This is a genomic window from Aurantimonas sp. 22II-16-19i (genome assembly GCF_002088275.1).
Classification (GTDB): Bacteria; Pseudomonadota; Alphaproteobacteria; order Rhizobiales; family Rhizobiaceae; genus Jiella.
Map to the genome: position 1 here is coordinate 40,572 of NZ_AQQS01000011.1, position 26,051 is coordinate 66,622.

General features: G+C 63.0%; 29 protein-coding genes and 2 pseudogenes. 7 read left to right on the plus strand and 24 right to left on the minus strand.

Features of this window, described 5'->3' with window-relative positions; genetic code table 11:
• Positions 1–15 precede the first annotated feature (15 nt).
• Positions 16–516, plus strand: coding sequence for a hypothetical protein (locus ATO4_RS10820; RefSeq protein WP_083591535.1), 501 nt, complete (start codon positions 16–18; stop codon positions 514–516).
• Here the strand turns inward: ATO4_RS10820 and ATO4_RS10825 are convergent.
• Positions 399–1,286, minus strand: a complete 888-nt coding sequence (locus ATO4_RS10825; protein WP_083591536.1) for a cation diffusion facilitator family transporter — start codon at positions 1,284–1,286, stop codon at positions 399–401. The two genes, ATO4_RS10820 and ATO4_RS10825, sit on opposite strands and share 118 nt — an antisense overlap.
• Positions 1,287–1,427: 141 nt before the next feature.
• On the minus strand, positions 1,428–2,348 hold the full coding sequence (locus tag ATO4_RS10830; protein ID WP_139802386.1) for an alpha/beta hydrolase: 921 nt from the start codon (positions 2,346–2,348) through the stop codon (positions 1,428–1,430).
• A gap of 79 nt (positions 2,349–2,427) precedes the next feature.
• On the opposite strand from ATO4_RS10830, the gene ATO4_RS10835 reads away from it, so the two are divergent.
• From ATO4_RS10835 to ATO4_RS28680, 4 genes are all read left to right on the plus strand, one after another.
• Positions 2,428–2,706 carry a metal/formaldehyde-sensitive transcriptional repressor gene (locus ATO4_RS10835; RefSeq protein ID WP_083591538.1) on the plus strand — a complete coding sequence of 93 codons (279 nt, stop codon included), beginning with the start codon at positions 2,428–2,430 and terminating at the stop codon, positions 2,704–2,706.
• 13 nt (positions 2,707–2,719) lie between these two features.
• Positions 2,720–3,688, plus strand: a complete 969-nt coding sequence (gene dmeF / locus ATO4_RS10840; RefSeq protein WP_083591539.1) for a CDF family Co(II)/Ni(II) efflux transporter DmeF — start codon at positions 2,720–2,722, stop codon at positions 3,686–3,688.
• Between the two features lie 114 nt (positions 3,689–3,802).
• The gene (locus ATO4_RS10845) at positions 3,803–4,825 is read left to right on the plus strand and encodes an IS110 family transposase (protein WP_176222954.1); all 1,023 of its coding nucleotides are present in this window, start codon (positions 3,803–3,805) and stop codon (positions 4,823–4,825) included.
• A gap of 283 nt (positions 4,826–5,108) precedes the next feature.
• Entirely contained in the window at positions 5,109–5,231 is a 123-nt protein-coding gene (locus ATO4_RS28680) for a hypothetical protein (protein WP_268883946.1), read from the plus strand.
• Here the strand turns inward: ATO4_RS28680 and ATO4_RS28325 are convergent.
• Positions 5,230–5,382: pseudogene (locus ATO4_RS28325) on the minus strand (glutaredoxin); the annotation flags it as partial. The gene ATO4_RS28680 and the pseudogene ATO4_RS28325 sit on opposite strands and share 2 nt — an antisense overlap.
• A gap of 91 nt (positions 5,383–5,473) precedes the next feature.
• Here ATO4_RS28325 and ATO4_RS10855 point away from each other — a divergent pair.
• Positions 5,474–7,117 carry an ISL3 family transposase gene (locus ATO4_RS10855; RefSeq protein WP_083591541.1) on the plus strand — a complete coding sequence of 548 codons (1,644 nt, stop codon included), beginning with the start codon at positions 5,474–5,476 and terminating at the stop codon, positions 7,115–7,117.
• Positions 7,118–7,224: 107 nt separating this feature from the next.
• Here ATO4_RS10855 and ATO4_RS28330 read toward each other — a convergent pair.
• The 3 genes and pseudogenes from ATO4_RS28330 to ATO4_RS10870 all read right to left on the minus strand — a co-directional run.
• Positions 7,225–7,521 (minus strand): annotated as a pseudogene (locus tag ATO4_RS28330) (glutaredoxin); the annotation flags it as partial.
• An 80-nt stretch (positions 7,522–7,601) separates the two neighbouring features.
• Positions 7,602–8,465, minus strand: a complete 864-nt coding sequence (locus ATO4_RS10865) for a DUF305 domain-containing protein (protein ID WP_083591542.1) — start codon at positions 8,463–8,465, stop codon at positions 7,602–7,604.
• A gap of 24 nt (positions 8,466–8,489) precedes the next feature.
• On the minus strand, positions 8,490–9,098 hold the full coding sequence (locus tag ATO4_RS10870) for a cytochrome c (protein WP_083591543.1): 609 nt from the start codon (positions 9,096–9,098) through the stop codon (positions 8,490–8,492).
• Between the two features lie 175 nt (positions 9,099–9,273).
• Here ATO4_RS10870 and ATO4_RS10875 point away from each other — a divergent pair, with 175 nt between their 5' ends.
• Complete coding sequence (locus ATO4_RS10875) at positions 9,274–9,546, plus strand: metal-sensitive transcriptional regulator (RefSeq protein WP_083591544.1); 273 nt, start codon at positions 9,274–9,276, stop codon at positions 9,544–9,546.
• A 56-nt stretch (positions 9,547–9,602) separates the two neighbouring features.
• Here the strand turns inward: ATO4_RS10875 and ATO4_RS10880 are convergent, their stop codons facing one another.
• The 18 genes from ATO4_RS10880 to ATO4_RS10965 all read right to left on the minus strand — a co-directional run bounded on the left by ATO4_RS10880 (position 9,603) and on the right by ATO4_RS10965 (position 26,015).
• Entirely contained in the window at positions 9,603–10,754 is a 1,152-nt protein-coding gene (locus ATO4_RS10880) for a permease (protein WP_083591545.1), read from the minus strand.
• An 80-nt stretch (positions 10,755–10,834) separates the two neighbouring features.
• A complete protein-coding gene (locus ATO4_RS10885; protein WP_083591546.1) occupies positions 10,835–13,201 on the minus strand; it encodes a heavy metal translocating P-type ATPase in 2,367 nt (788 codons plus the stop codon).
• A 177-nt stretch (positions 13,202–13,378) separates the two neighbouring features.
• On the minus strand, positions 13,379–15,916 hold the full coding sequence (locus ATO4_RS10890) for an NAD-dependent epimerase/dehydratase family protein (protein ID WP_083591547.1): 2,538 nt from the start codon (positions 15,914–15,916) through the stop codon (positions 13,379–13,381).
• 320 nt (positions 15,917–16,236) lie between these two features.
• Positions 16,237–17,007 (minus strand): TVP38/TMEM64 family protein, encoded by a 771-nt coding sequence (locus ATO4_RS10895; RefSeq protein WP_083591548.1) that lies wholly within the window; start codon positions 17,005–17,007, stop codon positions 16,237–16,239.
• A gap of 71 nt (positions 17,008–17,078) precedes the next feature.
• Positions 17,079–17,819: a cytochrome c biogenesis CcdA family protein gene (locus ATO4_RS10900; RefSeq protein ID WP_176222944.1), complete on the minus strand. Its 741-nt coding sequence runs from the start codon at positions 17,817–17,819 to the stop codon at positions 17,079–17,081.
• Between the two features lie 4 nt (positions 17,820–17,823).
• Positions 17,824–18,525: a DsbA family protein gene (locus ATO4_RS10905; RefSeq protein ID WP_245308689.1), complete on the minus strand. Its 702-nt coding sequence runs from the start codon at positions 18,523–18,525 to the stop codon at positions 17,824–17,826.
• A complete protein-coding gene (locus ATO4_RS10910; RefSeq protein ID WP_210191055.1) occupies positions 18,518–19,072 on the minus strand; it encodes a hypothetical protein in 555 nt (184 codons plus the stop codon). The genes ATO4_RS10905 and ATO4_RS10910 overlap by 8 nt, the downstream gene beginning before the upstream one ends.
• Complete coding sequence (locus ATO4_RS10915; protein ID WP_083591550.1) at positions 19,050–19,709, minus strand: cytochrome c oxidase assembly protein; 660 nt, start codon at positions 19,707–19,709, stop codon at positions 19,050–19,052. Before ATO4_RS10915 ends, ATO4_RS10910 begins: the two co-directional genes overlap by 23 nt.
• Before the next feature lie 140 nt (positions 19,710–19,849).
• Entirely contained in the window at positions 19,850–20,287 is a 438-nt protein-coding gene (locus tag ATO4_RS10920) for a DUF411 domain-containing protein (protein WP_083591551.1), read from the minus strand.
• 36 nt (positions 20,288–20,323) lie between these two features.
• On the minus strand, positions 20,324–20,677 hold the full coding sequence (locus ATO4_RS10925) for a cytochrome c (RefSeq protein WP_210191056.1): 354 nt from the start codon (positions 20,675–20,677) through the stop codon (positions 20,324–20,326).
• 91 nt (positions 20,678–20,768) lie between these two features.
• Entirely contained in the window at positions 20,769–21,656 is an 888-nt protein-coding gene (locus ATO4_RS10930) for a YCF48-related protein (RefSeq protein ID WP_083591553.1), read from the minus strand.
• Positions 21,657–21,678: 22 nt separating this feature from the next.
• A complete protein-coding gene (locus ATO4_RS10935) occupies positions 21,679–22,371 on the minus strand; it encodes an SCO family protein (protein ID WP_083591554.1) in 693 nt (230 codons plus the stop codon).
• Positions 22,372–22,436: 65 nt separating this feature from the next.
• Entirely contained in the window at positions 22,437–22,733 is a 297-nt protein-coding gene (locus ATO4_RS10940) for a hypothetical protein (protein WP_083591555.1), read from the minus strand.
• 40 nt (positions 22,734–22,773) lie between these two features.
• Positions 22,774–23,157 (minus strand): hypothetical protein, encoded by a 384-nt coding sequence (locus tag ATO4_RS10945; protein ID WP_139802387.1) that lies wholly within the window; start codon positions 23,155–23,157, stop codon positions 22,774–22,776.
• A gap of 47 nt (positions 23,158–23,204) precedes the next feature.
• Complete coding sequence (locus ATO4_RS10950; RefSeq protein WP_176222945.1) at positions 23,205–23,774, minus strand: DUF1573 domain-containing protein; 570 nt, start codon at positions 23,772–23,774, stop codon at positions 23,205–23,207.
• Positions 23,761–24,711, minus strand: coding sequence for a hypothetical protein (locus ATO4_RS10955; RefSeq protein ID WP_139802388.1), 951 nt, complete (start codon positions 24,709–24,711; stop codon positions 23,761–23,763). The genes ATO4_RS10950 and ATO4_RS10955 overlap by 14 nt, the downstream gene beginning before the upstream one ends.
• A gap of 30 nt (positions 24,712–24,741) precedes the next feature.
• Positions 24,742–25,371: a TlpA disulfide reductase family protein gene (locus ATO4_RS10960; RefSeq protein WP_245308690.1), complete on the minus strand. Its 630-nt coding sequence runs from the start codon at positions 25,369–25,371 to the stop codon at positions 24,742–24,744.
• Positions 25,368–26,015, minus strand: a complete 648-nt coding sequence (locus ATO4_RS10965) for a DsbE family thiol:disulfide interchange protein (protein ID WP_083591559.1) — start codon at positions 26,013–26,015, stop codon at positions 25,368–25,370. The genes ATO4_RS10960 and ATO4_RS10965 overlap by 4 nt, the downstream gene beginning before the upstream one ends.
• Positions 26,016–26,051 lie beyond the last annotated feature (36 nt).

A 26,051-nucleotide genomic window follows, 5' to 3' on the forward strand; every position in this document is an offset into this window, starting at 1 on the left:
GCAAAGTCGGTTTGGGTGTCCGAAAAGGAGCCGTTCGGCCAATATCTCGTCGATGACGAAGGCAAGAGCCTTTACATGCTCGAGACCGACACGCAGGCTACCGGCAGCACCGAAGCAGTCAGCGTCTGCTCCGGCGAGTGCGTCGAGGAGTGGCCGCTCCTGACCACAACGGGCGAACCAGAAGCTGGCGATGGGGTTGACGCCTCCATGCTGGGAACGATCGCGCGTGACGACGGCACGATGCAGGTCACCTATAGCGGCTGGCCCCTCTATTACTACCACGACGATCAGACGTCCGGCGGCACCGGGGGTCAGGACGTTCATGATGATTGGGGCGGCTGGTATCTCCTCGCGCCATCGGGCGAGCCGATCGAAGGCGCGAGGCTGAGCGTAGACCGTCAGAGCACGAGCACGCCTGTCTGCTTCGCCTTCATCTCCGGCTCAACGTGGATGGTGATCGTGCTGTCCTCAATCTCGTTCTTCAGCGCCTCTTCGATCCGATCGCAAATGTCGTGAGCCTCGGCCACGTTCATGGTGCCTGGAACCACCAGATGGAACTCGATGAAGGTCCGTCGGCCCGCGTGGCGCGTGCGCAGGTCGTGGGCCTCGAGCGCACCATCGGCGTGGTTTGAGATCAGCGCGCGAATGCGATCGAGCATGTCCGGCGGGGCCGCCTCGTCCATGAGGCCGCCCACCGACTCGCGCACCAGTCCCCAACCCGACCATAGGATGTTTAGGGCTACAAGAGCGGCAAGCAGCGGGTCGAGGACCAGCCATCCGGTGAGGCCGACCAGCGCCACGCCGATGAGGACCCCACCCGAGGTGACGACGTCCGTGAAAAGGTGCTTGCCGTCAGCGATAAGCGCCGGCGAGCGCCAGCGCCGCCCATTGCGGATCAGCAGCCACGACCAGGCACCGTTGAGGAGGGAGGCAAGGCCGTTGATCGCCAAGCCCGTTGTCGGCGCGTCGATCGGCTGGGGATCGAGGAATCCGAAATAGGCCTCCCGCAGAATGGCGAGGGCCGCGATCACGATCAGGACGCCCTCGATCACGGAGGAGAAATATTCGGCCTTGCTGTGCCCGTAGGGATGATTGGCGTCGGCAGGAATGGAGCTGACGCGCAGCGCCATCACCGCCGCGCAGGCCGCGGCGATGTTGATGATGCTCTCCAACGCGTCGGAGAAGAGGGCTACGCTTCCCGTCAGCCAATAGGCGAGGAATTTCAGGCCGAGCACCACGCAGCCGACGGCGACGCTGCCCAGAGCAAGCTTCACTGTTCTATCCAACTGGCATCCTCGAACGGCAGGCAGGCCCGACCGCCCCTTGCGGGTCGGGCGAGCGGAATGAGCGAAGGTGGTTGGCCGACCTGGCCCGACGCAGATGAACGGCCGCGACCGGGCTTTGAGCCGGGGCTATCCCTTCCGGCATCAACGAGCAACATCAGAACGGGGCGGACCTGCCTCTTCTGGCCGAGCATCCGGCGAGAGGAATGCCCCAACAGCGGCCGCCATCTCGTCCGGATACTCTTCATGTACCGACAGCTTGCCGTTCGAGAGCACGATGGAGCTGACGTTCGGCAGCTTTGCCAGCGCCTCGATCTCCGCCTTCGATTTGCGCGGCGTGTTTGCGCCGTAGATGACGAGAAGCGGGTCGGACACGCGCTCGGCCGCTTCCAGGAAGCCTTCCCGGCTCGGAAAGGGATCGAGGAGCCCGGTGACGAAGCGGATGGAGGCGTGCCGGGCACCGGGGGCCTCGACGACGGCCAGTTTCTCGATCATGCGCTCGCGCGTCATCCAGGCCGGATCGGCATAGACATGGCCCCGCAACATCATGCCGATGACAGGGCGGTTCACATTCAGCCGGTAAAGAAGAGCGCCGAGCACAGGCCGATCGCCGGCTCGCGCGATCCTGGCGAAGGCGGGATGATGTCTTCCCGTCATCGTCGGCAGCGGACCCCGCCACGTCGGAGCGATCAGGCAGAGCCGGCCCGCGGCTCCCGGCGATGCCGCGGCTTCAGCCAGGAGATAGCCCGCGGCATGTCCCGCCGCGATCGTGGCATGAGGGTGAGGAACCAATTCGGCCAGGACATGCGCGAGGAATGCCCGGTAGGCGTCCGGCTCCCAAGCGACGGTGGGCCGCGGCCGATCACCGAAGCCGGGCCAGTCGAGCGACACCGTCGTGAAAGCTTCGGCGAGCCGTTCTTGAAGGGGCCGCATCTCGTGCCGGGTCGAGATCGAGCTGAGTGCCGGCAGCATCAGGAGGGTCGGCCCGGTGCCGAGCCGATCCACTCCGAGGCGGAGGGTTTTGCCCAGCCAATTCCACGTGATCTCATCCTGACGCTGCGCCATGGCCACAAACCTTGAACTTGCAATTCCTGAACGCCTAATATACCCCTCTACCCTATATTCCAACACGGCAGAGACACCGATGGCGCATACAATCCGCGAAAAGACCAAGCTCCTGGCCCGCGTCCGCCGCATCCGAGGTCAGGTTGAAGCGGTCGAGCGCGCGCTGGAAGCTGAGATCGGTTGCGCCGACGTTCTCCAGCTCATCGCCTCCGTTCGCGGTGCAGTGAACGGGCTCACCGCCGAGGTGATGGAAGATCACATCCGCTTCCATGTGGTCGATCCGGCCCACGAGCCCGATCCCGAGCGGGCTCGCGGCGCGGCCGAGCTGATCGATGTCGTGCGCACCTACTTAAAGTGAACCGGAGACGATAATGCCGCGGGATGTGAACGCAGAGCCGATCGGCCACAGCCATGTCTTCTTGGGCGAGAGTCAAGCGCGCAACGAGCGCCGCGTCTGGTTCGTGATCGCGCTGACTGCCTCGATGATGGTCATCGAGATCGTCGCCGGCACGATCTACGGCTCGATGGCGCTGGTGGCCGACGGCTTCCACATGTCGACTCACGCCGCCGCCATGCTGATCGCAGCGGGCGCCTATTACTTCGCTCGCAAGCACGCCCAGAACCCGCGCTTCACCTTCGGAACCGGTAAGGTCGGCGATCTCGCAGCGTTCGCCAGCGCCATCGTCCTGGCGCTGATCGCGCTATTTATCGGCTATGAGAGCTTCCTGCGCCTGTCGAACCCGGTGGCAATCTCCTTCAGCCAAGCCATCGCGGTCGCCGTCCTCGGCCTCTTGGTGAACCTCGCCAGCGCCTGGCTTCTGCGGGACGACCATTCGCATCACCATCACGGCCATGGGCACGCGCACGGTCACGACGACCATGATCATCACGAGCACCGGCACGAGGGAGGCCAGGACCAGAACCTTCGCGCCGCTTATCTCCATGTTCTGGCGGATGCGCTGACATCTGTGCTGGCCATCGTCGCCTTGGCCTTCGGCAGCCTCTACGGCTGGATCTGGCTCGATCCAGTCATGGGTGTCGTCGGGGCGCTCGTCATCGCCCGCTGGTCCTGGGGTCTTATCCGGGACACGGGCGGCGTGCTGCTCGACTATGTGCCGGAGGGCGAGGACCTACCGGAGGAGATCCGCGAGGCGATCGAGACGGACGAGGACCGCATCAGCGATCTTCACGTCTGGCAGGTAGGGCCGGGCCACCACGCCGCGATCGTATCCGTCGTCACGGACCAGCCAAAGCCGGTGGACTTCTATCGGCAGAAGCTCGCCCACATCCACGACCTGTCGCATTTGACCGTCGAGGTCGACGCGCCTCAGGCCGCCTGATCGGGCCGGAGCCTAGAGCGATGGCTGCAAAGTTTATGGAATGGCTCGCCCCTTTCCCTCGGCGCATGATTGCGTCGTCGATGAGGATGGCAGGGAGGCGAGCCGTTGAATGAGATCAGGGTTCTTGGTATCGATCTTGGAAAGGACGTTTGCAGCGTTGTCGGCCTTGATGAGGCTGGGAAAGTGGTGCTGAGGCGCCGAATGCGTCGGGACAGCGTATCGAAGCTGGCGGCGGGCATGCCGGCCTGCGTGATGGCAATGGAAGCCTGTTGCGGCACCCACCATCTGGGCCGCCAGCTTTGCGAGCAGGGCCACGATGTCCGGTTGATGTCGCCCGAATATGTCCGGCCCTACGTGAAAGCGCAGAAGAACGACGATCGGGATGCCGAGGCGATCGCGGAAGCCGCGACCCGTCCCACGATGCGCTTCGTTGATCTGAAGAGCGACGAACAGCTCGACATGCAGAGCCTGCACCGGGCTCGAGATCGGCTTGTTGGGGAGCGCACGGCTCTGATCAACCAGCTTCGGGCGATCTTGCTCGAGCGGGGGATCGTGATCGCCAAGGGGCGGCGCAAGCTTCAACTTCGGCTGGAACAGCTTCTCGCCGAAGAGACGGCGATCGGCCGTCGGATGAGGGTGCTGATCGAGGATATGCGGGACGAATGGCGCGCCCTCGACAACCGGATCGGGGCCCTCGATGCGGAATTCGCGGACCTCGCCCGCACCGATGCATCGATGAGGCTGCTGTCGACGATACCGGGGATCGGCCCATTGAATGCGACCGCCTTCGTCGCTTCGATCGGAAAGGCCGAGACGTTTGGCCGTGGCCGTGACCTCGCGGCCTGGCTCGGTCTCGTCCCTCGACAGATGACGACCGGGGGCAAGCCGCGACTTCTGGGGATCACCAAACGCGGCAACGGCTATCTCCGGCGAATGCTGATCCATGGAGCGCGAGCGGCGCTGCCATCTCTGGCCAAGGGGAAGACGCCGATGGGCGAGTGGCTGCGTGGATTGCTGTCGCGAGCGCACATGAACACAGCCGTCGTCGCGCTGGCGGCGAAGATGGCCAGGATCATCTGGGCGGTGCTGAGAAGCGGCCGCCCCTTCGAGATGGCTGCGTCGCCGTCAGCCGGATGAGATGATCAGAGATCGGCCGGGAGGGAGGGTATCCTTCAGGCCGGCGTTGTCTGTGAGTGGACTGGAAAGATGGCCTGACAGTCGAACGGCGTACCGGCATCCTGACCAAAAAAATGGCGCCAGACGCCGAGGTGTTTATGAGGATCGGTACGTGCGAAAGCTCCATCTTGGCCGGGGAGGATCATGGCCCCGAGACCGGATACGTTGGCGCAGACTGAAAAGCCGTCAAAAAGTCGCTTGCAGGCGGGGCGAGCCATACGTTTTTTGAGTTAATACAACCTCCGTGGATCGGAGCCAGACCCGGCAGCAGGTCTCGCCGGGCGTGAACGGCCCGGTGGACTTCCACCAGCTGACGGTCAGCCCCGCCGATCCGGCGCGGGTCTACGGCGCCTATGCCGGCGGTTGAAGACCGAGACCGCGCCCACGGTTCCAATGAAGAGCGCGACCGGTGCAGCAATGCAGATCAGCGCCCCGGCCACCGTTAGGATGCCCGCCAGCGCCTCGCCGAATGGATAGATATATCTGTAGCGCATCCAGCGCCGCGCCAGGAGGTAGGACTTGCTCCGCGTTCGTGGCTCTTGCGCACTTTGTGTGGTCGTGAGGCGTCGCGACTCTTTCTGACACCGCAGACGATGCGGTGGAGGAACGATGCTTCAGCTTTCCATAATGTCCGGCTGCCTTTGCGACGGAGCTCGGCGCGAAGGACAGGCGGGACTGACCATTTTGTTGCGCGGACGGCATGATGGGGCATGTTGCCCGGAATGCCGGCGGCGATCGAGGGTCGTGCATGGTTATTATTGTCGCCGCCCCAGCGATCTGCCCATTGCCGGACGGCAGGTCAGGCTCGATCTTCGGATTCGGCGATATGCCTGCCGGAACACCTGTTGCCGACGCCGAACCTTCGCCGAGCCGTTACCGTTGCTGGTTGCGCCGTCGGCGCGGAGAACCAGGCGGCTTGCCAAGGCGCAGGCGAAGATCGGGATTGCACTCGGCGGCGCAGCAGGCGGTCGCCTTGCGCGAGAGCTTGCGATGCCGGCGAGCGGCGACACGATCCTGCGTCTTGTCCGCCGAATGCCGCAGCCGGTCCCGCCGAAGCCCACCGTCATCGGCGTCGATGATTGGGCCATGAAGAAGCGGCTGCGCTATGGCACGATCATCGTCGATCTCGAGCGCCATCGCCCAATTGATCTCTTGCCCGATCGCACCGCGAGAACAGTGAGCGACTGGCTCAACCAGAGGCCCAGTGTCGAAATCGTCGCACGGGATCGCTCGACCGAATATCGGCGCGCCATCACCATCGGCGCCCCGGGCGCGGTCCAGGTCGCCGATCGATGGCACTTGCTTTATAATGCGCGGCAGATGGTTGAGCGCTGGGCTGCTGGTGCCCACGCGCATTTGCGGCGACTTCCCGTGCTGCCCCTGCGAAAGACGAACAAAGCCATCCGGCTGAAGAGTTTCAGGCGTATTCGATCGGACGCGGCGGTGGCCGCCGACAGCCGGGCGCGGCGCATGGCCCAGTATGAGGATGTTCGCCGACGTCATCTCACCGGCGAGAAGCTGATGGCGATCACCCGCGCGACGGGCTTGTCCCCTACGACCGTGCGCAAGTTCGCCTATGCCGAAGCCTTTCCCGAGCGCGCGGCGCCGAGGCTCGGAAGAAGCATGATCGATCCGTTTCTGCCGATGCTGGAGGCGCGGCTGGCGGACGGTTGCGAGAATGGCCTGCAGCTCTGGCGCGAATGCAAAGAGTTTGGCTATTCCGGCTCGCCCAAGCAGATCCATCTCTGGCTTCAGGATCACCGGACGGCTCCATCGAAGCATGCGCCGCACCGGCCACGCAATGATGCTCTACCGAGCGTCGAAGCCCGGCGGCCATCGGCGCTTCCGTCGCCAAAGCAGCTTGCGTGGCTGATTGTCCGGGCGCCCGAGACGAGATCGACCGAGGACGTCGCCGCGATCCAGCAGATCGGTCAGGATCGTGAAGCCGCCATGGTGGTCCGACTAGTTCGCCGCTTTGTCGATCTCGTGCGCCGCGTCGGAATTAGGTCCCGCGATGCCGGTCCAGTCTTCGACGCTTGGCTTCTCGACGCGAAGAACTGCGGCGTGCACGCCGTCGAGACCTTCGCTGCGGGGCTCGACCAGGACGGCGCTGCTATCTATGCGGCTCTGCGAACCGGCTGGAGCAACGCTCAGGTCGAAGGCCAGGTCAACAGGCTCAAGCTTCTGAAGCGCTCGATGTATGGCCGCGGGAGCCTCGATCTACTCCGCCGCAGGTTGCTTCTGGCAACATGAAACCACACACTTTGCGCAAGAGCCGCGTTCGTGGAGAGCGTTCTCGATTTTACGCGGCCTGCCTTTCGAACTGAAGCGGGGTGATGAAGTCGAGCGCCGAACGTGTACCAGCTGACGGCGAGGGCCATGAGGAGCGCGACCGAGAAGATCGCGATGACCGGTTGGTAGCTGGTCTCGTCGGCGTCCTTGACCTGCTGCCCGAAATCCTCGCGCAGGTCGTCGTAGCCGCCGATCCGTGCGCCATCAATGAAGGTCTACGGGGTGGTGTCGACCCCGTGCTCTCTCTTAAAGGCATTGATCTCCTCGCGGGTCTTCAGATGGTGATCTTCGACCGCGAAACCCTGTCGTTCGAGCAGATCCTTTGACTTCAGCCCGTAGGGGCAGATGTGGTCGGGCATGACCATCCGGTAGAGTGACGCGGATTTTCCGCTCTGATCCAAAGCCTTGTGAAGCCTCCATTCGAGGAACTCGATCTCCTTGATCGTCAGTTCGCCTCACAGCCGTAGAAGCCGCGATAGCCGACCCTGAAACCCTGATCGAGCTGGAAGACGAGTTCAGCATTCTGGCGCCAGTCGGCTTCGTCGCCGAGCGGCCGGACGGTAACCGTGGCGCCAGGCGCCGAGAACTCCGCGGCGCCATCCTGCGGCTCGCCGGTCGCGTCGAGACTGACGAGAATGCCGTTCAGCTTCATGGTCGCTGCGCCACCGTCCTGGGCAGCCCACAGGACAGGGTCGGTCTCGGGGCTACGATTGAAGGTGCAGCGCGCGGCAGCATCAAGCACTCGGTCGGCTTCGGCTTCCGGCATGGGCGCAAGGTCGAGGGTAGAGATCAGCATATTCGCGAGCGCGTCTTCCACGCTACCTGGCTCGGCCGGCGGGTCTTGGTAGATGCTCTCCACGGTGTTGCCATTGGAAACCTCTGCGATGAGATACCGCATTTCCGCAATCTCACGACGCTGCGCCTCGATGATCTCGTCGGCGAGCTTTCGCACGCGCGGATCCCGGATCTGCGCTCGCTCCGACGTCATGATGGCGATCGAGTGGTGCGGGATCATCGCCCGCATGTAGCTCGGCCCGGACACCGTGACCTGGCTGCGAACGAGCCACAGCGAGAGCGCAAAGACGATCACGGAGCCGGCGAAGATCGCGATGTTCAGCCGCTTGTTGGAATACATGCCGAGCATGTACGCGAGCATGATCACCGCCATGGTCGCGCCCATCATGATCGCCATGTAGGTGCGCGTCTCGGAGAAGAAGACGTGCTCCCAAGCGTAGGTGTTCAGGTACATCAGGATGAACATCACCACCGTGGAGGTGAGGATCATCAGGCCGAAACGGATGTAGGACATGTCTCGCATTCCTGCTGGAATAAGCTATTGGAGGGGGGATTCCGGAGCTCCGCCCTCCGGCTCTCTGTTTGATCCGTCTTCGGTACCAGCTTGCGGCTGCTCCGCATGATCCTCAGCGGAGCCGCTCAGCCTCGCGTAATCATCGGCTGTCAATCCGGGGAGCGCGCTGACGAAGGCGGTAAGCGCAACGATCGCCTCGGGCGAGTGGCTTTTGCCGAAAGCCGGCATGCCCGACATCTTAATGCCGTTGCTGACGATCCAGTGGATCTCCTCCGGCGTCCACTCGCTGGCAGCCTCCCCCAGATGCGGCGGCTCGGGTCGCATGCCCCGCGACCATTCCGCAGGCTCACTGCCCGGCGCTCCGTGGCAATGGGCGCAGCTCTCCGAGTAGTGGCCTGCGCCCTCGGCGAGGAGGTTCTCGGAGACATTCTCTGGTAGCTCTACCCCGCCGGCGCGACTGGCCACCGAACGCCGCATCGTGGTGTCGAGCGTCCACCGGACCACATCAGCATGCTGATCCGACGCAGCGACGTTGTAAGCGCCCGTGTAGGCGACGGTCAGCCAGACGGCGACAGCTATCAGGAGGGTCCCGACGATGCCCAGCGCGAGGCCGGCTCCAAACTTCTTCGTCATGCATTCTCTCCCGCTAGTGTCGCTCGTTCCGCTCGATGCTCTGGTTCACTTCGGGGGCGTCCGCCCATACCCCTCCGGGGTATCAGACCTCAACGGGTTTCATCTTCCGGTGTTCCCTGAAACCTTCTGAAGCCGTTATGGGTTTTTCGGCAGCCGACGAATGAGCAGCGACGCAATGAGAGATCGCAAGCATGCAGCCCTGCAACGCCTCGCCAGGCTTGAAGGACAGGTCCGTGGCGTCATCCGGATGATCGAGGATGACCGCTACTGCGTGGACATCCTCAACCAGACCTTGGCCATCCGTTCCGCGCTAGCCCAGGTGGAAGTCCTCATTCTTGAGGACCATGCAGACGACTGCGTGGAGGAAGCGATCGCCTCGACCAATCCAGAAGCGCAGCGGGAGAAGTTTCGCGAGCTTGTCGGCATCTTCGAGAAAATCTGCAGGTGAAGGAAAGCCGCTGATGCGGTTGCAAGCGCTGCTTTCTCACTCCTTCAGAGCACTGGTCACGCTCTGGCCTGGTGACGGCTGTCGTGAGCATCGACCGGAGCTTCGCCGCCTCCGCCGCGGAAGTGCAACCACAGGAGCGCGGCGGCCACGGCGAGGAAGGCCAGATTGAGGAAGAAGGTGTAGTCGATCCCAAAACGCACCATCTCCTGGAGCGACGGGCGCTCCGTCGGGATCATGCCGACAAGCGCGAAGAGGTAATGCACCGTGATCCCAGCCGCGACCATGCAGACATAAAGCAGGGCCGACAGATAGAGCGCGTATGCCCAGCCGTAGTATTTGGCATGCACCCAAATCACGGTCGCCGCGACGAGGTCTGCTCCGAGGAAGGAAACCACGCCGCCGAAGGAGGCCTCGCGCGACCAGAGCATGGCGGCCAGCGGAACATTGCCCATCGAGCCGATGAAGGTGAAGAAGGCCACGACCGGCGCGACGAGCGCGTTCTCGACAACGGTGAAGAAACCGGGGCTCGCCTCGGCACCGCCCTCCGAGACGAGGAAGATCGCGCTCCAGAAGCTCTGCGGCACGAAGACCGCGATGAAGCCGGCGATGGTGAAGCCTAACAGGATCTCCTTCCACACCATCTTCCATTCCATGAAGAAGGCGTGCGCGATGTTCTGCCAGCCCTTCAGGGAGAGGAGCTTGTCGCGCAGGGAGCCCTCCATGCCGTGCTCCATGTCCATGCCCTCGCTCTTCTGCGCTTCTTCGGCGTGGTGCTTGGCACTCTCCTCCAGATGGCCCGGGAACCAGATCTTGGTCAGCGCATAAGCGTAGATGATCATGATGATGCCGAGCAGTAAGTTGGCGAGCGTGAACTTCCAGCCGAGCAATACCCAGAGCACGATGCCGAGCTCGATGACAAGATTGGTCGAGGCGATCAGGAAGGCGAGGCTGTTGACCGGATGCGCTCCCTTGACCAGGACCGAACGTGAGGCAGCGAGCGCCGCAAAGGAGCAGGAGGAGGAGATGAAGCCGAAGAAGCCGGCGAGACCTGCCTGGCGTAGCCCGCGCTCGCCGAGGAGCTTGGCCATCTGCTCGCGCGTGACGAGGACCTGGATTCCGGCCGAGATGACGTAGCCAAAGATCAGCGCCCACAGCGCCTTCCACAGCATGCCGGCGCCGGTCATAAGAGCTTGCAGTATCTGATCCATTGCTCGGATCTCCCTATCTGGAGGCCCGCTGGCCTTCCGCGCACCGGAATGCGTGGGGCGTTCGGACGATGTCGGTGCAGCTATAGCTTCAGCGTTCGAAGCCGCAGGGCGTTGCCGATCACGCTCACCGAGGACAGACTCATGGCGAGCGCGGCGATCATCGGCGACAGCAAAAGCCCGGTCACCGGGTAGAGAACGCCGGCGGCGATCGGCACCCCAATGCCGTTGTAGATGAAGGCAAAGAAGAGGTTCTGCTTGATGTTGGACACCGTCGCCCGGCTGAGCCGCCGCGCCTTGACCAGGCCGTCCAGATCGCCCCTGACCAGCGTTACTCCGGCGCTTTCGACCGCAACATCCGCCCCGGTTCCCATGGCGACGCCGACGTCCGCCTCGGCAAGCGCCGGGGCGTCGTTGACGCCGTCCCCGGCCATCGCGACCACGCGGCCTTCGTTCTTCAGCCGCTGAACGACCGCATGCTTGTCCTCCGGCAGGACCTCCGCGATCACCTCGTCGATGCCGAGACGGGACGCGACGGCTTCGGCCGTGGCCTTGCTGTCGCCGGTCAGCATGATGACCCGCAGCCCCTCCTCATGAAGAGCCCGGACGGCGGCCTCGGTCGTCGCCTTGATCGGGTCGGCGACGGCGATGATGCCGGCGGCCTTGCCGTCGATCGCGACGAACATCGCCGTCTCGCCCCGTCCCTGACGTTCCTTCGCGATCGACTGAAGGGCTTCGGCGTCCGCTCCGGCCTCGGCCATCATCGCGGCGTTGCCGATCGCGACCGAGCGGCCCCCGACCGTGCCGCGGACGCCCCTGCCCGTGACGCTTTCGAAGTCCTGCACGGGAGGCGCGGAAACGCCGCGCTCGCCCGCACCCTCGACGATGGCGCGGGCCAGCGGATGCTCCGAGGAGCGCTCCAGCCCCGCGACGGAGGTCAGCAGCTCGACTTCAGTGAAGCCTTCGGCGGTCTCCACGCCTACGAGGGCGGGCCGCCCCTCGGTCAGCGTGCCGGTCTTGTCGACGACTAGCGTGTCGACCGCCGAAAAGCGCTCGAGCGCCTCGGCGTTCTTGATGAGGATGCCGCTGCCCGCTCCCTTTCCGACGCCGACCATGATCGACATCGGCGTTGCGAGCCCGAGCGCGCAGGGACAGGCGATGATCAGCACCGACACGGCCGAGACCAGGGCGAAGGCCATGGAGGGCTCGGGACCGAAGATCGACCAGACGATGAAGGCGAGGACGGCAACGGCGATGACGGCGGGCACGAACCAGCCGGCGACCTGATCGGCGAGCTTCTGGATGGGCGCCCGGGAGCGCTGGGCATCGGCGACCATCTGCACGATGCGCGAAAGCATCGTCTCGGAGCCGACCTTTTCGGCCCGCATCAGGAAGGAGCCGGTCTGGTTGATGGAGCCGCCTGTAACGGCGTCGTCCGCCCGCTTCTTCACCGGGATCGGCTCCCCGGTGATCATGCTCTCGTCGACCGAAGAGGAGCCCTCGAGAACGGTGCCGTCGACCGGCACGGCTTCGCCGGGCTTCACGCGCAGCGTGTCGCCCGACCGGACGAGGTCGAGGGGAACCTCTTTCTCCGCCCCGTCTTCGACGAGATGCGCCGTCTTCGGGGCGAGATCGAGAAGGGCGCGGATCGCCCCGCCGGTCTGCTCGCGAGCGCGCAGCTCGAGCACTTGTCCGAGAAGCACCAGGGCGACGATGATGGAGGCGGCCTCGTAATAGACGCCAACTTCGCCCTCGTGGCCGCGGAACTGCGGCGGGAAGATGCCGGGTGCGATCGTCGCGACCACTGAATAGACGTAGGCGACCCCGACGCCGAGCGCGATGAGCGTGAACATATTGAGATGGCGCGTCTTCACCGACTGCCAGCCGCGCACGAAGAAAGGCCAGCCGCCCCACAGGACCACGGGCGTGGCGAGGAGGAGCTCGATCCAGTCGAGAGCCCGGGCCGAGACGATCTCCGACATCGGCGGATAGAAGTGCCGGCCCATGGCGACGACCGCGAGCGGCACGGACAGGACGGCCGACACAATGAGCCGCCGGCGCATGTCCAGATACTCTTCGGACGGGCCTTCCGTGACCGCAACGCCCTTCGGCTCCAGCGCCATGCCGCAGATCGGGCAAGTGCCGGGGCCGATCTGCTCGATTTCGGGATGCATCGGACAGGTGTAGATAGCATCCTTCGGCCCCTGCACGGCCGCTCGTGGCGCCTCGTCCAGAAAAGCGTCGGGCCGGGCTTCGAACTTCGACCGACATCCGGCGGAGCAGAAATAGTAGGTCTTGCCTGCGCGCTCGTGCCGGTGCGGAGTGGTGGCAGGATCCACACTCATCCCGCAGACGGGATCGCGCACGGTGCCGGTTTCTGAAGAGCGAGGGCCGTGGCTATCATGATGCTCATGCCCGGCAAGAAGATCACTCTGGTGTTCAGCACTCATGATGCTCACGTCCTTTCGGGGCTGCCGGCGCTTGGCCCCTGGAGATGGAGGGCCACGCAGATGTGCGGCCTCGAAGGGTTTCGTGAGGGGCCGCAACTGAGCCAAGCTCAGGTACTATCGTCGTCCTCGGCATGATTGCCGCGGCTGAATTCTGCGCGAGTATGTGGGCCGGGGTCATCAGACGATATAACGGTCCCAACTGCCGTAGTGCTCCTTGCTACGAGAGCCTCGAGGCAGGCTCAATCCGATAGCAGCCACGCCAACGACGATGCTCATCAAGGATGCGGCCCATCCCGCGCCGTCGAGGAGCCATGGCGAAACGATCAGCCACAGGCCAAATGCAACGTTGATGAAACGTAGAGGCCGGGCAACCTCGGCCATGGCGATCACGGCCACGGTGATAATCAGCGCCCCGACGAGGTGGTCGCTGTCCGCCATTGGTGCAACCTTGCCGAAGACAAGACGGCTGAACATGAGCCAGACACCGAGAATTACGCTCGCAACAAGCGTCCAGGGTATCGTAACTCCACGGACTGCAGAGGCGATTGCGTCGGGAATGGGCGCCTGAAAGCCCGGCTTCTTGTCTTTTCCGCCGAGCGGGTCAGCGCCGCCCATGAAGAAGGTGCGCCAGAATGGCTCTCCCCGCCGGTGGCTCTGCACCAGGAACTGACCCATGGCGACGAGTTCGTCGAGCGAGTAGGGAATCATGATCAGCATCGCCAGCGCCGCGACGAGGCATAGGGTGCAGTAAGTGCCGATGACGATCGGCTGGATGATGATGAAGTAGATCGATACAACGCCGAGGGGTACGACGATGATGCCGAAAGCGGCCACCCTCCAGGGCATGGTGCGCCAGCGAGCACGACCGCCCATGACCCCCCTCAACACCTCGAACATGTAGGTTGTGGCCCCCAGGCCCCCATCGGCGATCGGCCAGGCACGAGACACGTCGGAGGTGATGATGTATTCGGTGCCGTTTCGGATCGCGTCCCCCGAAAAGAAGGGCTCCCAGACAAAGTCGATATGACCGAGCTGGTACGCGGCGAGCGTGCGGGAGATCAGGAAGCCGAATGCGCCCAGCGCAATGATCGGCAGCCGCTGCAGGTAAGTTGATGGCGAGTAGGTCCAGCCGGCCGGCGTATCGGACGAGTCCATCATGCCCGCCATGCTCATTCCCGGCATCATCGGCACAAGAATGGCGAAGGCGATGACCAGGGCGCCGACAAAGGTATCGTTGGCATAGACCGCAGCGCTCGGCGTCCAGAAAATAAGCGGCGCAAAAAGGAGCCAGATACCGACCGCAGTGTTGGCCCACTGGGCCCAGCTCAGGCGATATGAAAGCGACAGAGCACCAAAGGCCATGATCATAAGGCCGCTGATGACGTCGTTCCAGGCGGTGAGGGTGCTCCGAAAGGAGGGCTCCCAAAGGCCGCGCTCCTGCGAGACCTGCACGACAGCCTCTCTGAATGTGTCCTCGGCGAACGTACCGAAGACGAAGGGGCTTGTCGCAAGCCAGGCACCCAGCAGAATATTCAGGAAGTGTACCCAGAGCATATTGAAGTGCATCTGCCGCATGCCCTGCATATGTTCGTGCATCATATCTTGATGCTGGGCGGGATTCCTTGAAGTCTCCTCGTTCGAGCCGGATTCCTTCTGTTTCGCCGCCACCTTTGCGGCATTCAGCTTGTTTGCGCGATACCATCCGACAGGATCGGCTTTGAGGGCCGAGATCATCTTCGGGAGCGTGTCACGAATGGAGTGCTTCGGCTCCCAGCCGACATGCTCGCGGGCACTGGAAATGTCGAGCTCGTAGTGGTCGTCGGAGATGTCGACCATCCACGGCCTGATGAACGGATCCTCGTCCAAGATCTCGCTCTCGACCCAAGCGCCGGTCCTGGCCAATCCCTTCGGGATCTGCTGGGTCCCCCAGTCCTCGTCATGGATCAGCCGCCCGATCTCGCGCTGAAGCTCACCGAAGGTCAAGGTTTCGCTCTCGCCCAGAAGGAGCGGCAGCTCGGTCGGCAGCTCCTTCCGGTGCTCGACGATCTGCAGCAAAGCATCGGTTAGATCATCGAGATGCAAGAACGGCTGCCCAGCATCGAGGTCGCCCGGATAGACGTGGCCGGTGATTTGGCGCTCGTAGATCCGCGCGATCTGACGAGACAGGAATGCCGAATGACAGATGTCGTCGTAAACGCCCGCAGGGCGCACCATGACGACAGGAATGGAGCCCCGCTGCTCCCGGATCAGAGCCTCGGTGCGGATCTTCGACTCTCGGTAGGGAAGCTTCGGGTCGAGCGGCCAATCCTCGTCGATCGGCTTACCCTTCGCGCCCGGCGCATGGACCAGCATGGTGCTGGCGAAAATGAACTGCTCGACCTCGAACGACTGAAGACCGCGCAAAAGCCTTTCGGTGCCGCGGACCGTCACCTCATCGTATTTCGAGTTTGGCTGGCCACTCAGGTCGAAATAAGCGGCAAGATGGATGACCGAAGCGATGCGACTACCGTGTGCCACACGTACCCGCTTGAGGGCGGCCTCGATGCTCTCAGTCGAGGTCACATCGATGCAGACACACTCGGCCGCCGCCGGCGGGTGCGGCGAAGTCTCGCGATCGAAACCGACGAGCGTGAAACGCTCGGACAACGTGTCGATCACCGCCGATCCGATAAAGCCGCTGCTTCCGGTGATGATGACGATTTCCCTGTCGTTCATTTTTCTTGCGCTCCGAATAGCGACAGTCGCCAGGACGTCAGGTTTTCAAGTATTTGACGAGTGCTATGATCGCGAGCACAAGCACGATTAGGACCAGTATCCAGACGAGCGCCATGCCGCCCATCATCCAGCCCATTCCGTCCATCATCATCATCTTCTGAGTTCCTTTGCAGTCATTCGGCTGTCCAACAGATAGGGTGCGCCCATGTTGAAGAGTTCTGCGCCTCTCGCAAGTCTTGCCGCCGAAGGGGGCGTAGCGTTCGGATATGTCGTGAGACATCCGACAGAACGGCGGCCGTCCATCAGTGTCGGCGGGCCGATCATCTGCCCTTGCGCATGTGATTGCGCATCAGCTTCACAGCCATCGGGAGAAGCGTAATGCCGCCGGCCAATAAAAGGAGGAGCATGAGGCGCTCGGAATTGGCCGAGAAAGCCTGCTCGCCGAAATAGGCGAACGCAAAGCTCAGCGGTACGATCCCTGTGACGGTCGCAATGGCAAACCGCCAGAACGACAACGGCGTCAGCCCGGCGACGTAGCTGACGGCGTCAAAGGAAATAAACGGCACCAGGCGCGAGGCGAAGACGATGGCCATCAGCCGATTTTGTGATCGGTCCTGGCCTAGGCGATCGAAGAGCGCCTGCGCGCTGGGCCACCGCCGAAGCCATTCGTAGCCGAGATGGCGCGCGATGGTGAAGGCGATCAGGGCGCCTGTCTCCGCTCCGATGGCAACATAAGCCGTTCCCCAAAGCGGCCCATAAGCAGCGCCGGCGACAAGGGCGATCGGACCGCTCGGAATCGGGCTCATTACGATAGCCGCCGCCATCAGTCCGATGATCGCCAATGGACCCCACACGCCGAGGCGCTCGATCTCGCGGCGCAGGTCTTCCCTTGACTCGATCGCCGACATCAGTCCCGACTCCGACAGCCCCCAGTAAAGCCCGACCATGGCGAGGAGGACGGCAATGCCGATTGCGATCCTTGCCGTGAGCGACTGCCCGCTCGGGCGGCCAGAGTTGCGCGGCTGGATATCTGCCTCTGCCGATCGGATGCCACCGACGTGCCGCCGATCCTGCAAGCCTCTACTCGCCATCACAGAATGCTTTCTTGAAGAACGACAACGCGCTCTCATCGCTCGGGATGGCGAGTGGCGGAACATCCGCTTCAGCCGATTTTCGTAAGAATTGGAAACTGCTCGAGCAGCCAGAAGGAGAAGGTCGACATGGTGCCCGTGATCATCGCGACACCCATGATGATCATGATCATGCCGGCGCCGATCTGAAGGAGGCGCCCGGTCCGACGCATCCCCTTCAGCCGCTTTGCCAAGCTCTCCGTAAAGAGAGCAGACAGAAGGAACGGCACGCCGAGACCGACGGAGTAGATGCCAAGGAGCGCGACGCCGTTTGATGCGGTCGAGGAGAGCGCGCTAATCGTCAGGATCGCCCCGAGCACCGGGCCGATGCAGGGGGTCCATCCAAAGCCGAAGGCTAGGCCCAAGACATAAGCGCCCAACGGGCGGCCGCCGGCTAGGTCGCCGTGGAAGCGCAGCTCGCGTTGCAGCCACGGAAGACGGACAAGCCCCGTCATGAAGATGCCGAACACGATGATAATGGCGCCGCCGATGATGTTCGTCTCGTAGCGGTACGACAGAAGGAGCCGGCTGATTGCGGTCGCGCTGGCACCCAGCGCGACGAACACAGTGGAGAAGCCGAGAACGAAGTAGGTGCTGAGGAGAAGCGTCGTCCAGCGATCCTGAAGGCTCTGATTCGGCCGACCCGCTACTGCCGCATTGCCCGCCACGTATGAAATATACCCCGGAACGAGGGGCAGAACGCAGGGCGAGAGGAAGGAAATCGCCCCGGCCGCGAGTGCCGTCAGGATGCCGACGTTCGAGATCTCCAGCATCCGGCTATTCTCCCACCTGCCGGCGGGCTTCGGCTATGAAGCCCTGCATTGCTTGCAAGTCCACCAGACCGCGCACGATCTCGTCTCCGACGAAGAAAGAAGGGGTGCCTGTAATGCGCAGGTCCAGGCCGAGCGCGAGGTTGCGCTCGACCGCGGCCATAACTACGGGATCCTGTATGTCACGCTGGAGCTGGTGGACATCCAGGCCGACGCGTTCGGCGATGTCCAGAGTGGAGCTTTCGTTGATGGCGCCGGAATGCCCCATGAGAGCGCTGTGGAATTCCTCGTATTTGTCCTGCTTGCGCGAGGCGAGCGCCGCCTGTGCCGCAAATCTGGAACCGGAGCCGAGGATAGGAAACTCCTTGTAGACCAGCTTCAGCCCGGCATCGGCGTCCTTGGCCTGTCTCACAATGGGAGCTGCTGCACGGCAGTAGGAGCAGTTATAATCAAAGAACTGCACGAGCGTGACGTCGCCTTCTGGGTTGCCGGCAATAGGGGAGGCAGGATCGGCAAAGATTTCCGCATGCCGCTCTTTGAGGCGCACCCTCAGTTCCTCTGTCTGTGCCGCCCGTTCGGTGTAATCGCGCCAGCCTGAGCTCTCCGCTTTGAGGACGTCTGAAGCTAGGAGAGCCGTAAAGCCAAGCACGATCAGGACCAGCATCGACACAGCGAAGGAGGCGGTGAGCGTCAATTTCAGCTTAGACAATCCGCTCGCCCCCGACCTCGGCAGCCTGTAATTCCGCCTTCGCCTCGCGAGAACGGCTCAAGCTCCGCAGCGCCCACCAGAAGCCGATCAGCGGCACGACAATCCATTGGAAAAGCGGCGAGAGCCCGACGTCGAAGCCGAACGCGGACAGGACCGGCATCATGTCGGAGTACGCCCAAGCCGTACGGACGACGATGTTCAGCCACTCGCTGAAGGCGGTGTAGGCAGCGCCGAACAGAACCGTGAGCGCCGCCACCGCCCGATATCGCTTAAGCGGCCAAGCGTCGTTTCCTGCCATCAGAAGCGCAAGCGTCAAGGATGCTAGCGCGATCAGAACGTCGCCGCCCGTGCAATGGACAGCGGCAAAGACAATCTCGCCCCAGGTGCCGGTCCACCAGATCGTGTAGAGCGGCATATGGGCAAATTCCCAGACGAGATTGCCCACGAGCACGACAGCGAGGTAGCGCCGCAAAGCCACATACCAGCCGAACGAGGGTTCTTTGAAGGCGTGAGCCTCGGCGGCGTCATGGTAGACCGATGATCTCACCTTTCAGCTCTGCAGCCTCGCTCCCGTGAGATGCTATGTACTCTTCAAGCGCTTTCGGCCCCTTGTCGAAGAAGGTGTAGGAGAGCGTGATCGCTCGGGTCTTCCTGTTGTCGGGATCGTCCGCGATCGCCGGATCCACAAAGAAGGTGACGGGAAACTCCTTCTCTTCGCCGGGCATGAGGAGCTGCTCGGTGAAGCAGAAGCACTGGATCTTGTTGAAGTACTGACCTGCCTGGAGAGGCGTCACGTTGTAAGTTGCCGTGCCAAGGATCGGTCGGTCCGTCGGATTGCGCCCCTTGTAAGCAACGACTGCGCTCTCACCCAAGGCCACCTCGACCGGCTTTGGCGCTTCGAACACCCAGGGCATGCCCCCCGCAACATTTGCGTCGAAGCGGACGGTGATCTTTTGCTCGACTGGCTCGGGAGCGGCAGCGGCCACCTGTGTCGTGCCGCCATAGCCAGTGACGGAGCAGAATAGGCGATAAAGCGGAACGGCCGCGAAGCTGAGGGCAACCATTGCAAGGACCAAGCCGGCGAGCGACACCGCCGTCCAGCCTTTACGACGCTCCCGGAGCGCCTTCTCCCGATCCTGCTCGACCGCTAATGGTGTGAAACGTGTCTTCTGGTCCTGATTCAATTCTACCCTCTGGCTCCGCTGGCTGGCTACGGGCAGGCGAACAGTTGCGCCGCACCCGTTGGCTGCTGCCGCGCGGACAGACGGCGCGGCAGCTGTGTTCTGGTCCCGGTGTTCGGTCGCCGGCGAGAGAGAAAGAGGGCCTACTCCATCGCGTAAACCGACGGGGTCGGGCCGGGCTCGATGACGTAAATGGTAAATGGCCTGGCCTTCGGCCCGGGCATTCCCGGCGCACCGACAGGCATGCCAGGCAGGGCAACGCCACGGATGTCCGGCTGTTCGGTCAGCAGGCGGTTGAGGATGTCGAGGGGGACAAGGCCTTCCACCACATAGTCCCCGATCATCAAGGTGTGGCAGCCCCCAAGCTGCTCCGGCACGCCGGCCATCTTCTTGACCGTGTCCAGATCAGTGACGTTTTCGACCGTGATCTCGAAGCCTGCCTTTTCGAGCACATCGACATACGCGTCGCAGCATCCGCAGTTGGGGTTCTTGAACAGCTTGCCTTCCTTGGGAACGGCGGCGTGCGCAGCCGACGCGGACAGCACGGAGGCAGCAAGGAGAAGCGGGGTAAGGAGTTTCATGAATATTCTCTTTCGTGTTGCGACCCATAGCAAAGGTCAGTTTTGCTCGTTCGGGAACGGCCGATCCTCGCTTTGCTCCCATTGGAACTGGCGCTGTTCTTCGGTCCACAGGGTTTTCAGATACGTGCTCACCGCCCTGATCTCGTCCGGTGTGAGGATCTCTTCGAAGGCCGGCATGGTAAGACGGTCGGTCTTGTTGAACGGGTCTCGCCATCCCTTCGCAATCGTGTGGTAGAGGGCGGCATCTGCGTGCCTCCAGGTGTGCCCTTCCGGGCCGTGGGGCGGCGGGGGCAACTCTCCCTGATCGTTCTGCTCCTGCCAGTTGGCGGCCCCCTCGCCACGCGATCCATGGCAGGTAGCGCAATATTGACCGTAGACCTTCCGGCCCAACTCAATCTGTTCCGACTCGAGCCGGGGCGGTCCCTCCGCTGCTCCGGCCGTTGATATTGTGATCGCGACCAGTGTGCCGGCAACAAAAGGCCTATTCACCGGCTCGCTCCCAAGTCGCGGCTCCGTCCGAACTCTTGAAGATTTCGCCTTCGTCGGCACCAGCATAGAGAACGCCGGTGGGAGCCATCATGAGGGACGTTACGGCTGCGGCTATGGGAGGCGACGAGACCTTAATCCACTCCTGGCCGCCGTCTGTGCTCTTGAACAGTCCCGCATCCGAGGCCGCATAGAGGTGCTTCGGGTGCTGCGGATCAAAGGCGAGCCCAGTGATAGGGCCGGAAAGATTGCCCGCATCCCGCCAGAGGCAGAAGCAGTCCATGGAAACACGAGTCCCGTCTGGCGTCGCAGCATAGAGCCAGCCGCTTTCCATGCTCCCTTCCATGTTCGTGTGAATAAGGTGGCTCGTGCCTTCAGGGCCGCGGTCCATCATCTTCCACGACTTTCCCGCATCCTGGCTGCGATAGATGCCGGTTTCCGGAACGTAGGCATAGACGGTGTCGGGCTGGGTGGAATGAGCAGCAAGCGCCGTCACGTGAGGGTTTGGAAGACCGCTGTTGAGATTAGACCAGCTCTCGCCACGATCGTCGGTCCGCAGAACACCCATGTCAGGTCCGGCGACATAGATCGCATTGTCGCTCCTGGCAGGCACCGCGGTTGCAGCTATCTCGCCGGCGCCGGGCGGCAGCGGCACCGTCTGCCAAGTCTGGCCCTCATCGGTGCTTCGGAAAAGACCATTCTGGCCGCCCACGAGGAGCGCCTTCGATCCGGCATCGTATGCCATCGCCTCGATCGGCGTTGGCGCCAATTCCGCTTCCTGCGCAGCGGCGCCGTGGCCAGCGATGAGAGCAGGCATTACTGCAGCGAGGGCTAGCCGGGGCAACCATGCCGCTTTTCGTGATGGTATGTTCGTTTCAGGCATCGAGGTTTTCCGTCGTGGAGTATCAGAAGAACGAGCGAACTCGCCCCCACAGTGAGGGATCGGGTTCGTGGTGCGGCACGTTCGCGTTTGTCAGGCCATTGATGAACATGACGAGGTTCGTCGGCTCGAACCCGAGGCCATGAAAGTTCGCGACCCACTCGCCGTTCTGGTCGATTAAGTGCGTGACGACGCTGTGGGTCTGAAAGCCATCATCCGATTTTGTGAAGCTATGGCCGAATTGCTCGGCGAGCTTGCGGGTCGTGTCTTCCGGCTTGCTCGGCCCGCTCGTCAGGAAGGTCCAGTTGACCGGATCGAGGCCATGAGCCTGGCCATATCCCTCCAGCACTTCGGGTCCGTCTCGCGCCGGATCGGTGGTGACGGTGATGAACTCTACCCGATCCTTCATCGGCGTGATGTTCACCATCTCCTGGATTTCAGCGATCTTCTCGGCATGCAGCGGACAGACGTCGGGACAGCTGGCATAGATGAAATGTAGAACCATGACTTTTCCGCGCAGATCCGCGAGGCTGACGGAATTGCCCTTTGCATCCTGCAACGCGAATTCCGGGGCTGGCTCCTCCTTGATCTGGAAGTACTTCTCCTGGTCGAAAAGATCCTGCTGCAGCGTCTCGAGCGAATGGGCGATCGCTGCTCTGGAGGAAAGGGCTGCTGCCGCTGCAGCGACTGAAGCTGCAAGGAAGGTTCGGCGTCTCATAAAGTGCTCCTGAGCGACAGAGGGGGCTGGCCGGCTGCCGAGCCGGCCAGCCTTTGGGCTATGGCTTAGCCGTTGTCGGGCTTCGCGCCGTCCGTTTCAGGCTTCTCCTGGCCCATGTTGTTGTTCATGGCCTGCATCATGTTGTTGCAGTTCTCCATCATCTCGGACATTTGGGACATCATTCCCATCATGCCTTGCATGTTGCCGCCCTGCATGCCTTCCATCATTCCCTGCATTTGCTGAGAGTTCGGGGAGGCTTCGGGCTCCGGCTGAGCAGACTGGTCCTGGGCAAAGACGCCCGTCGCGCCGAGCAGTCCGGCTGCGGTGATCGCAGCGGCGATGGTCTTGGTGATGCTGTTCATGGATTTCTCCTGTTTTGATGTGGTGTCGTTGAGGGGCGGCTTAGGCCGGCACCCTGGTTTCAGCCGGGCTCGCAGGTTGGATCGAACTCCGGCCGAACTGGGAAGAGGCAACCGCGGCATGCTGTTCCGGCGCCTCATGCGTCAGCAACTTTGGACCCGCCTCCGCGGCTGTTGCCGTCGTCTTCTTCGTGGGCTTGCAGCACGCTTTCACGGCGCACATGGCCCCGCACATGATGAGGCAGGGGGCGAGCGCGATCAGCAGCGGCGCGATGCCGGCGATGACCAGCCAGGGCCAGCCGAACCAGAGCGCTGCGCCGCCGAGTGCGACAGCAGCGGCAAGGAGAACGCGTCGGTCGCTCGCCCACGAGCTCATGCTCGTGCCGCCGGTCGAACAGCAGGATTTGGAGGCGGGAGTTGTGCTCATTTTTGTAACCTTTCAGACGTTGGAATGGAGCGATGGGACCGCCGGGATTACCCGGCCGACTTCCCCGTGACCGTGGCATGGACCCCAAGCTCGACCTTCGGCCTCTGGGGGTCACTGGTGGCGAACTTGACGTTTCGGGCGACGGAGCCCTCCACCGGCATCAGCGATGGCTGATAGGTGACGGTGACGACCGCCGTCTCTCCGGGCGCGAGCGTTCCCGTCCAGGCGTTGACCGTCGGCTCGTTGTGCATCGTCATATTGAACTCAGGGCTCTTTTCGCCCGGAAGCTGAACGTCGGCGAAGGTGCACATGCAGGATGTGCCCACCTGGCTGATCTCGACTGGCGCCGTTCCGGCATTGGTCAGCTTGAAGTCGGCGCTCGCGACTTCATCGACCGAAATTGTGCCAAGTTCGGCCTCTTCCCGGTCGATCTTAAGCTTAGCGCCAGGCACTGCCTCGACCGGCTGAATGCCGGCCGACACGATCTCCGGGCGCGGGGAGGTGGCGTTGACCGCGATCACGCCTATCCCTCCCAGCAGTACAGCCGCAACTGCGATTGCTCCGATCGAGTTCTTTGCCTTTGCAAACGCCTTTTTCACGCCCTTAGCCTTCACCATTGCTGCTCTCCTTCTTCGTCCAGGTGGCGCCTGCATCGATGCTCGAGACGAGAGTGCCGTCAGCGCCCACTGCGTAGATCTCGTTCGGTTCGGCCGCGTTCACCGTGACGACGGCATCCTCGACCAGATCCGTCACCTGGTTCCAGGTCTGCCCGCCATCGGAAGTCTTGAAGACGCCCTCGCGCAGCCCGGCGTAGAGAACGTTCGGATCGGAGGAGTCGACCGCCAGGCTGTAGACGCGGCCTTCCGGCAGCCCTTCGTTGGGGAGGCGATCCCAACCACAGAAGCAGTCGGGGCTTTTCACCACCCCGGTGTCGAGACCGGCGTAGAGCCAGATGCCGCCCATTCCCGTCGGGCCGTTGACGGAAACAAGGCTGCGGATTTCCTGCTGCTTTGGGCCATCATCGACGCGCTGCCACGACCCGCCCGCGTCCTTGCTCCGATAGAGGCCAGTGCCGAGAACCCAGACGTACAGCGTGCCCGGATCCTTTGCGTCGACGGCAAAGCCTTCCGTGGACATGCCGCCGAGACCGGAACTGGCGGAACTCCAGGTCTTGCCGGAATCGGTACTCTTCACGACGCCAATGCCGTGACCCGTTGCATACATCACCTGCGGATCGCTCGGACCGATCGCGATGGAGGTGATGTTCGCCCGATCCTCGCTCTTCGGGATGCCTTCCACCGCCGTCCAGCTCTTGCCGCCGTCGGTGCTGCGGTAGATAGGACGGGCGCCGAGAAAGAGCTCGTCCGTCTGTGGATTAACGGCAAGCGCGTGGACGTGACCGCCGAACGGGCTTGCCGCCAGCTTTGTCGGTGAAGCTTCGGTGCTTACGCTCGAAGTCGCTGCAGCAGGACTTTGCTCGGCCATGGCGGGAGCGCTCAAAGCCAAGCTGGTTGCGATAACAGCCATCACGCTATGCTGGAGGGGTCTTTTCATGTTCTGTTTTCCTGGGTTGCTTGGGAAGGTTCAGCGGTTCACTGCCGCTGCCGTTGAGCCGATGTGCTGTTGAAGGAGCGCGGTCATGTCGGGGCTGTCCCACTCGGCCGGGCCGACCAGGCGGCCGAGCTCCTGACCCTCACGGCCGATCAGCAAGGTCGTCGGAATTCCGATCGTGGCGAGTTGCTGAGAGGCCTTCCCAGTCTCGTCGACGTAGATCGGGAGAGCCTTGAGGCCGAGTTCGCGATAGAACGCCTTGACCTTTTCGAGCCCGCCGCGGTCTATCGAGAGTGGGACGACCCGGAACGCGGCGCTGCCCAGCTTCGCCTCGAGCCGGTCGAGCGCGGGCATTTCCTCTCGGCACGGCACGCACCACGTCGCCCAGACGTTGAGAAGAATCGTCGTGCCTTCGAAGGCGCTGAGGCTTGTCTCGCGTCCGTCTCCGTCCACGAAACGCAGATCGGGCACGGCTTGCGGCGTCTCGTGCATCGGGAAGAGCACGCCGTCTTCGGCTTCAGTCGCGCTGGCAGACAGCATGGAAGGCGAGGGTGCCCTCTCGCCGGCGTCTTCTGCGCCAGCGTAGTGATGGTAGCCGGCGCCCGCAGCGAGTGCGAAAACGCCGCCCGCGATCGCAAGGAACGTGAAGGTCTTCAATTTCATGAGGCACCTCCTTGCGCTCGACTGCGCAACGCCTCGATCAGCGGGCCGATCTTGTCTCGGTAGATCTCGGGCGTAATCGGCCCGACCTGCTTGAGGGCGATCCGGCCTTGTGCATCGATGACGAAGGTTTCTGGAACCCCGTAGACGCCCCAATCGATCGCGACGCGGCCGTCGAGATCGGAACCGGTGCGCGTATAAGGGTCGCCCAAGGTGTCGAGCCACTCGGCCGCGTCCTGAGGCCGGTCCTTGTAGTTGATGCCGTGGATCGAAACCGCACCGCTCTGGCTGAGCTGCATGAAGACCGGGTGTTCCTCCCGGCAGGCGACACACCACGAGGCGAAGACGTTGACGAGCGAGACCTCGCCTTTGAGGTCGGCGGTCGACAGCCCAAGCGTCCGTCCCTGCACGGGTGGCAGGCTGAATTCCGGTATTGGCTTGCCGATCAATGGGGACGGCAGGACACTCGGGTCGCGTCCAAGGCCCACACCCAGAGCCACAGCCAGTCCGGCAAAGATGCCGACCGGGAGAAATGCCAGCGCGTAACGACGCCCGAATGACGGTACAATCGCTACATTGGCTTGTTCGTCAGCAGCACTCTGCTGACTGCTCGTACTGGTGCGAGCTGACCGGGAAATTGCGGACATCCCATCCTCGTCGGTCGGCCGGGGCGCGCCGCAGAA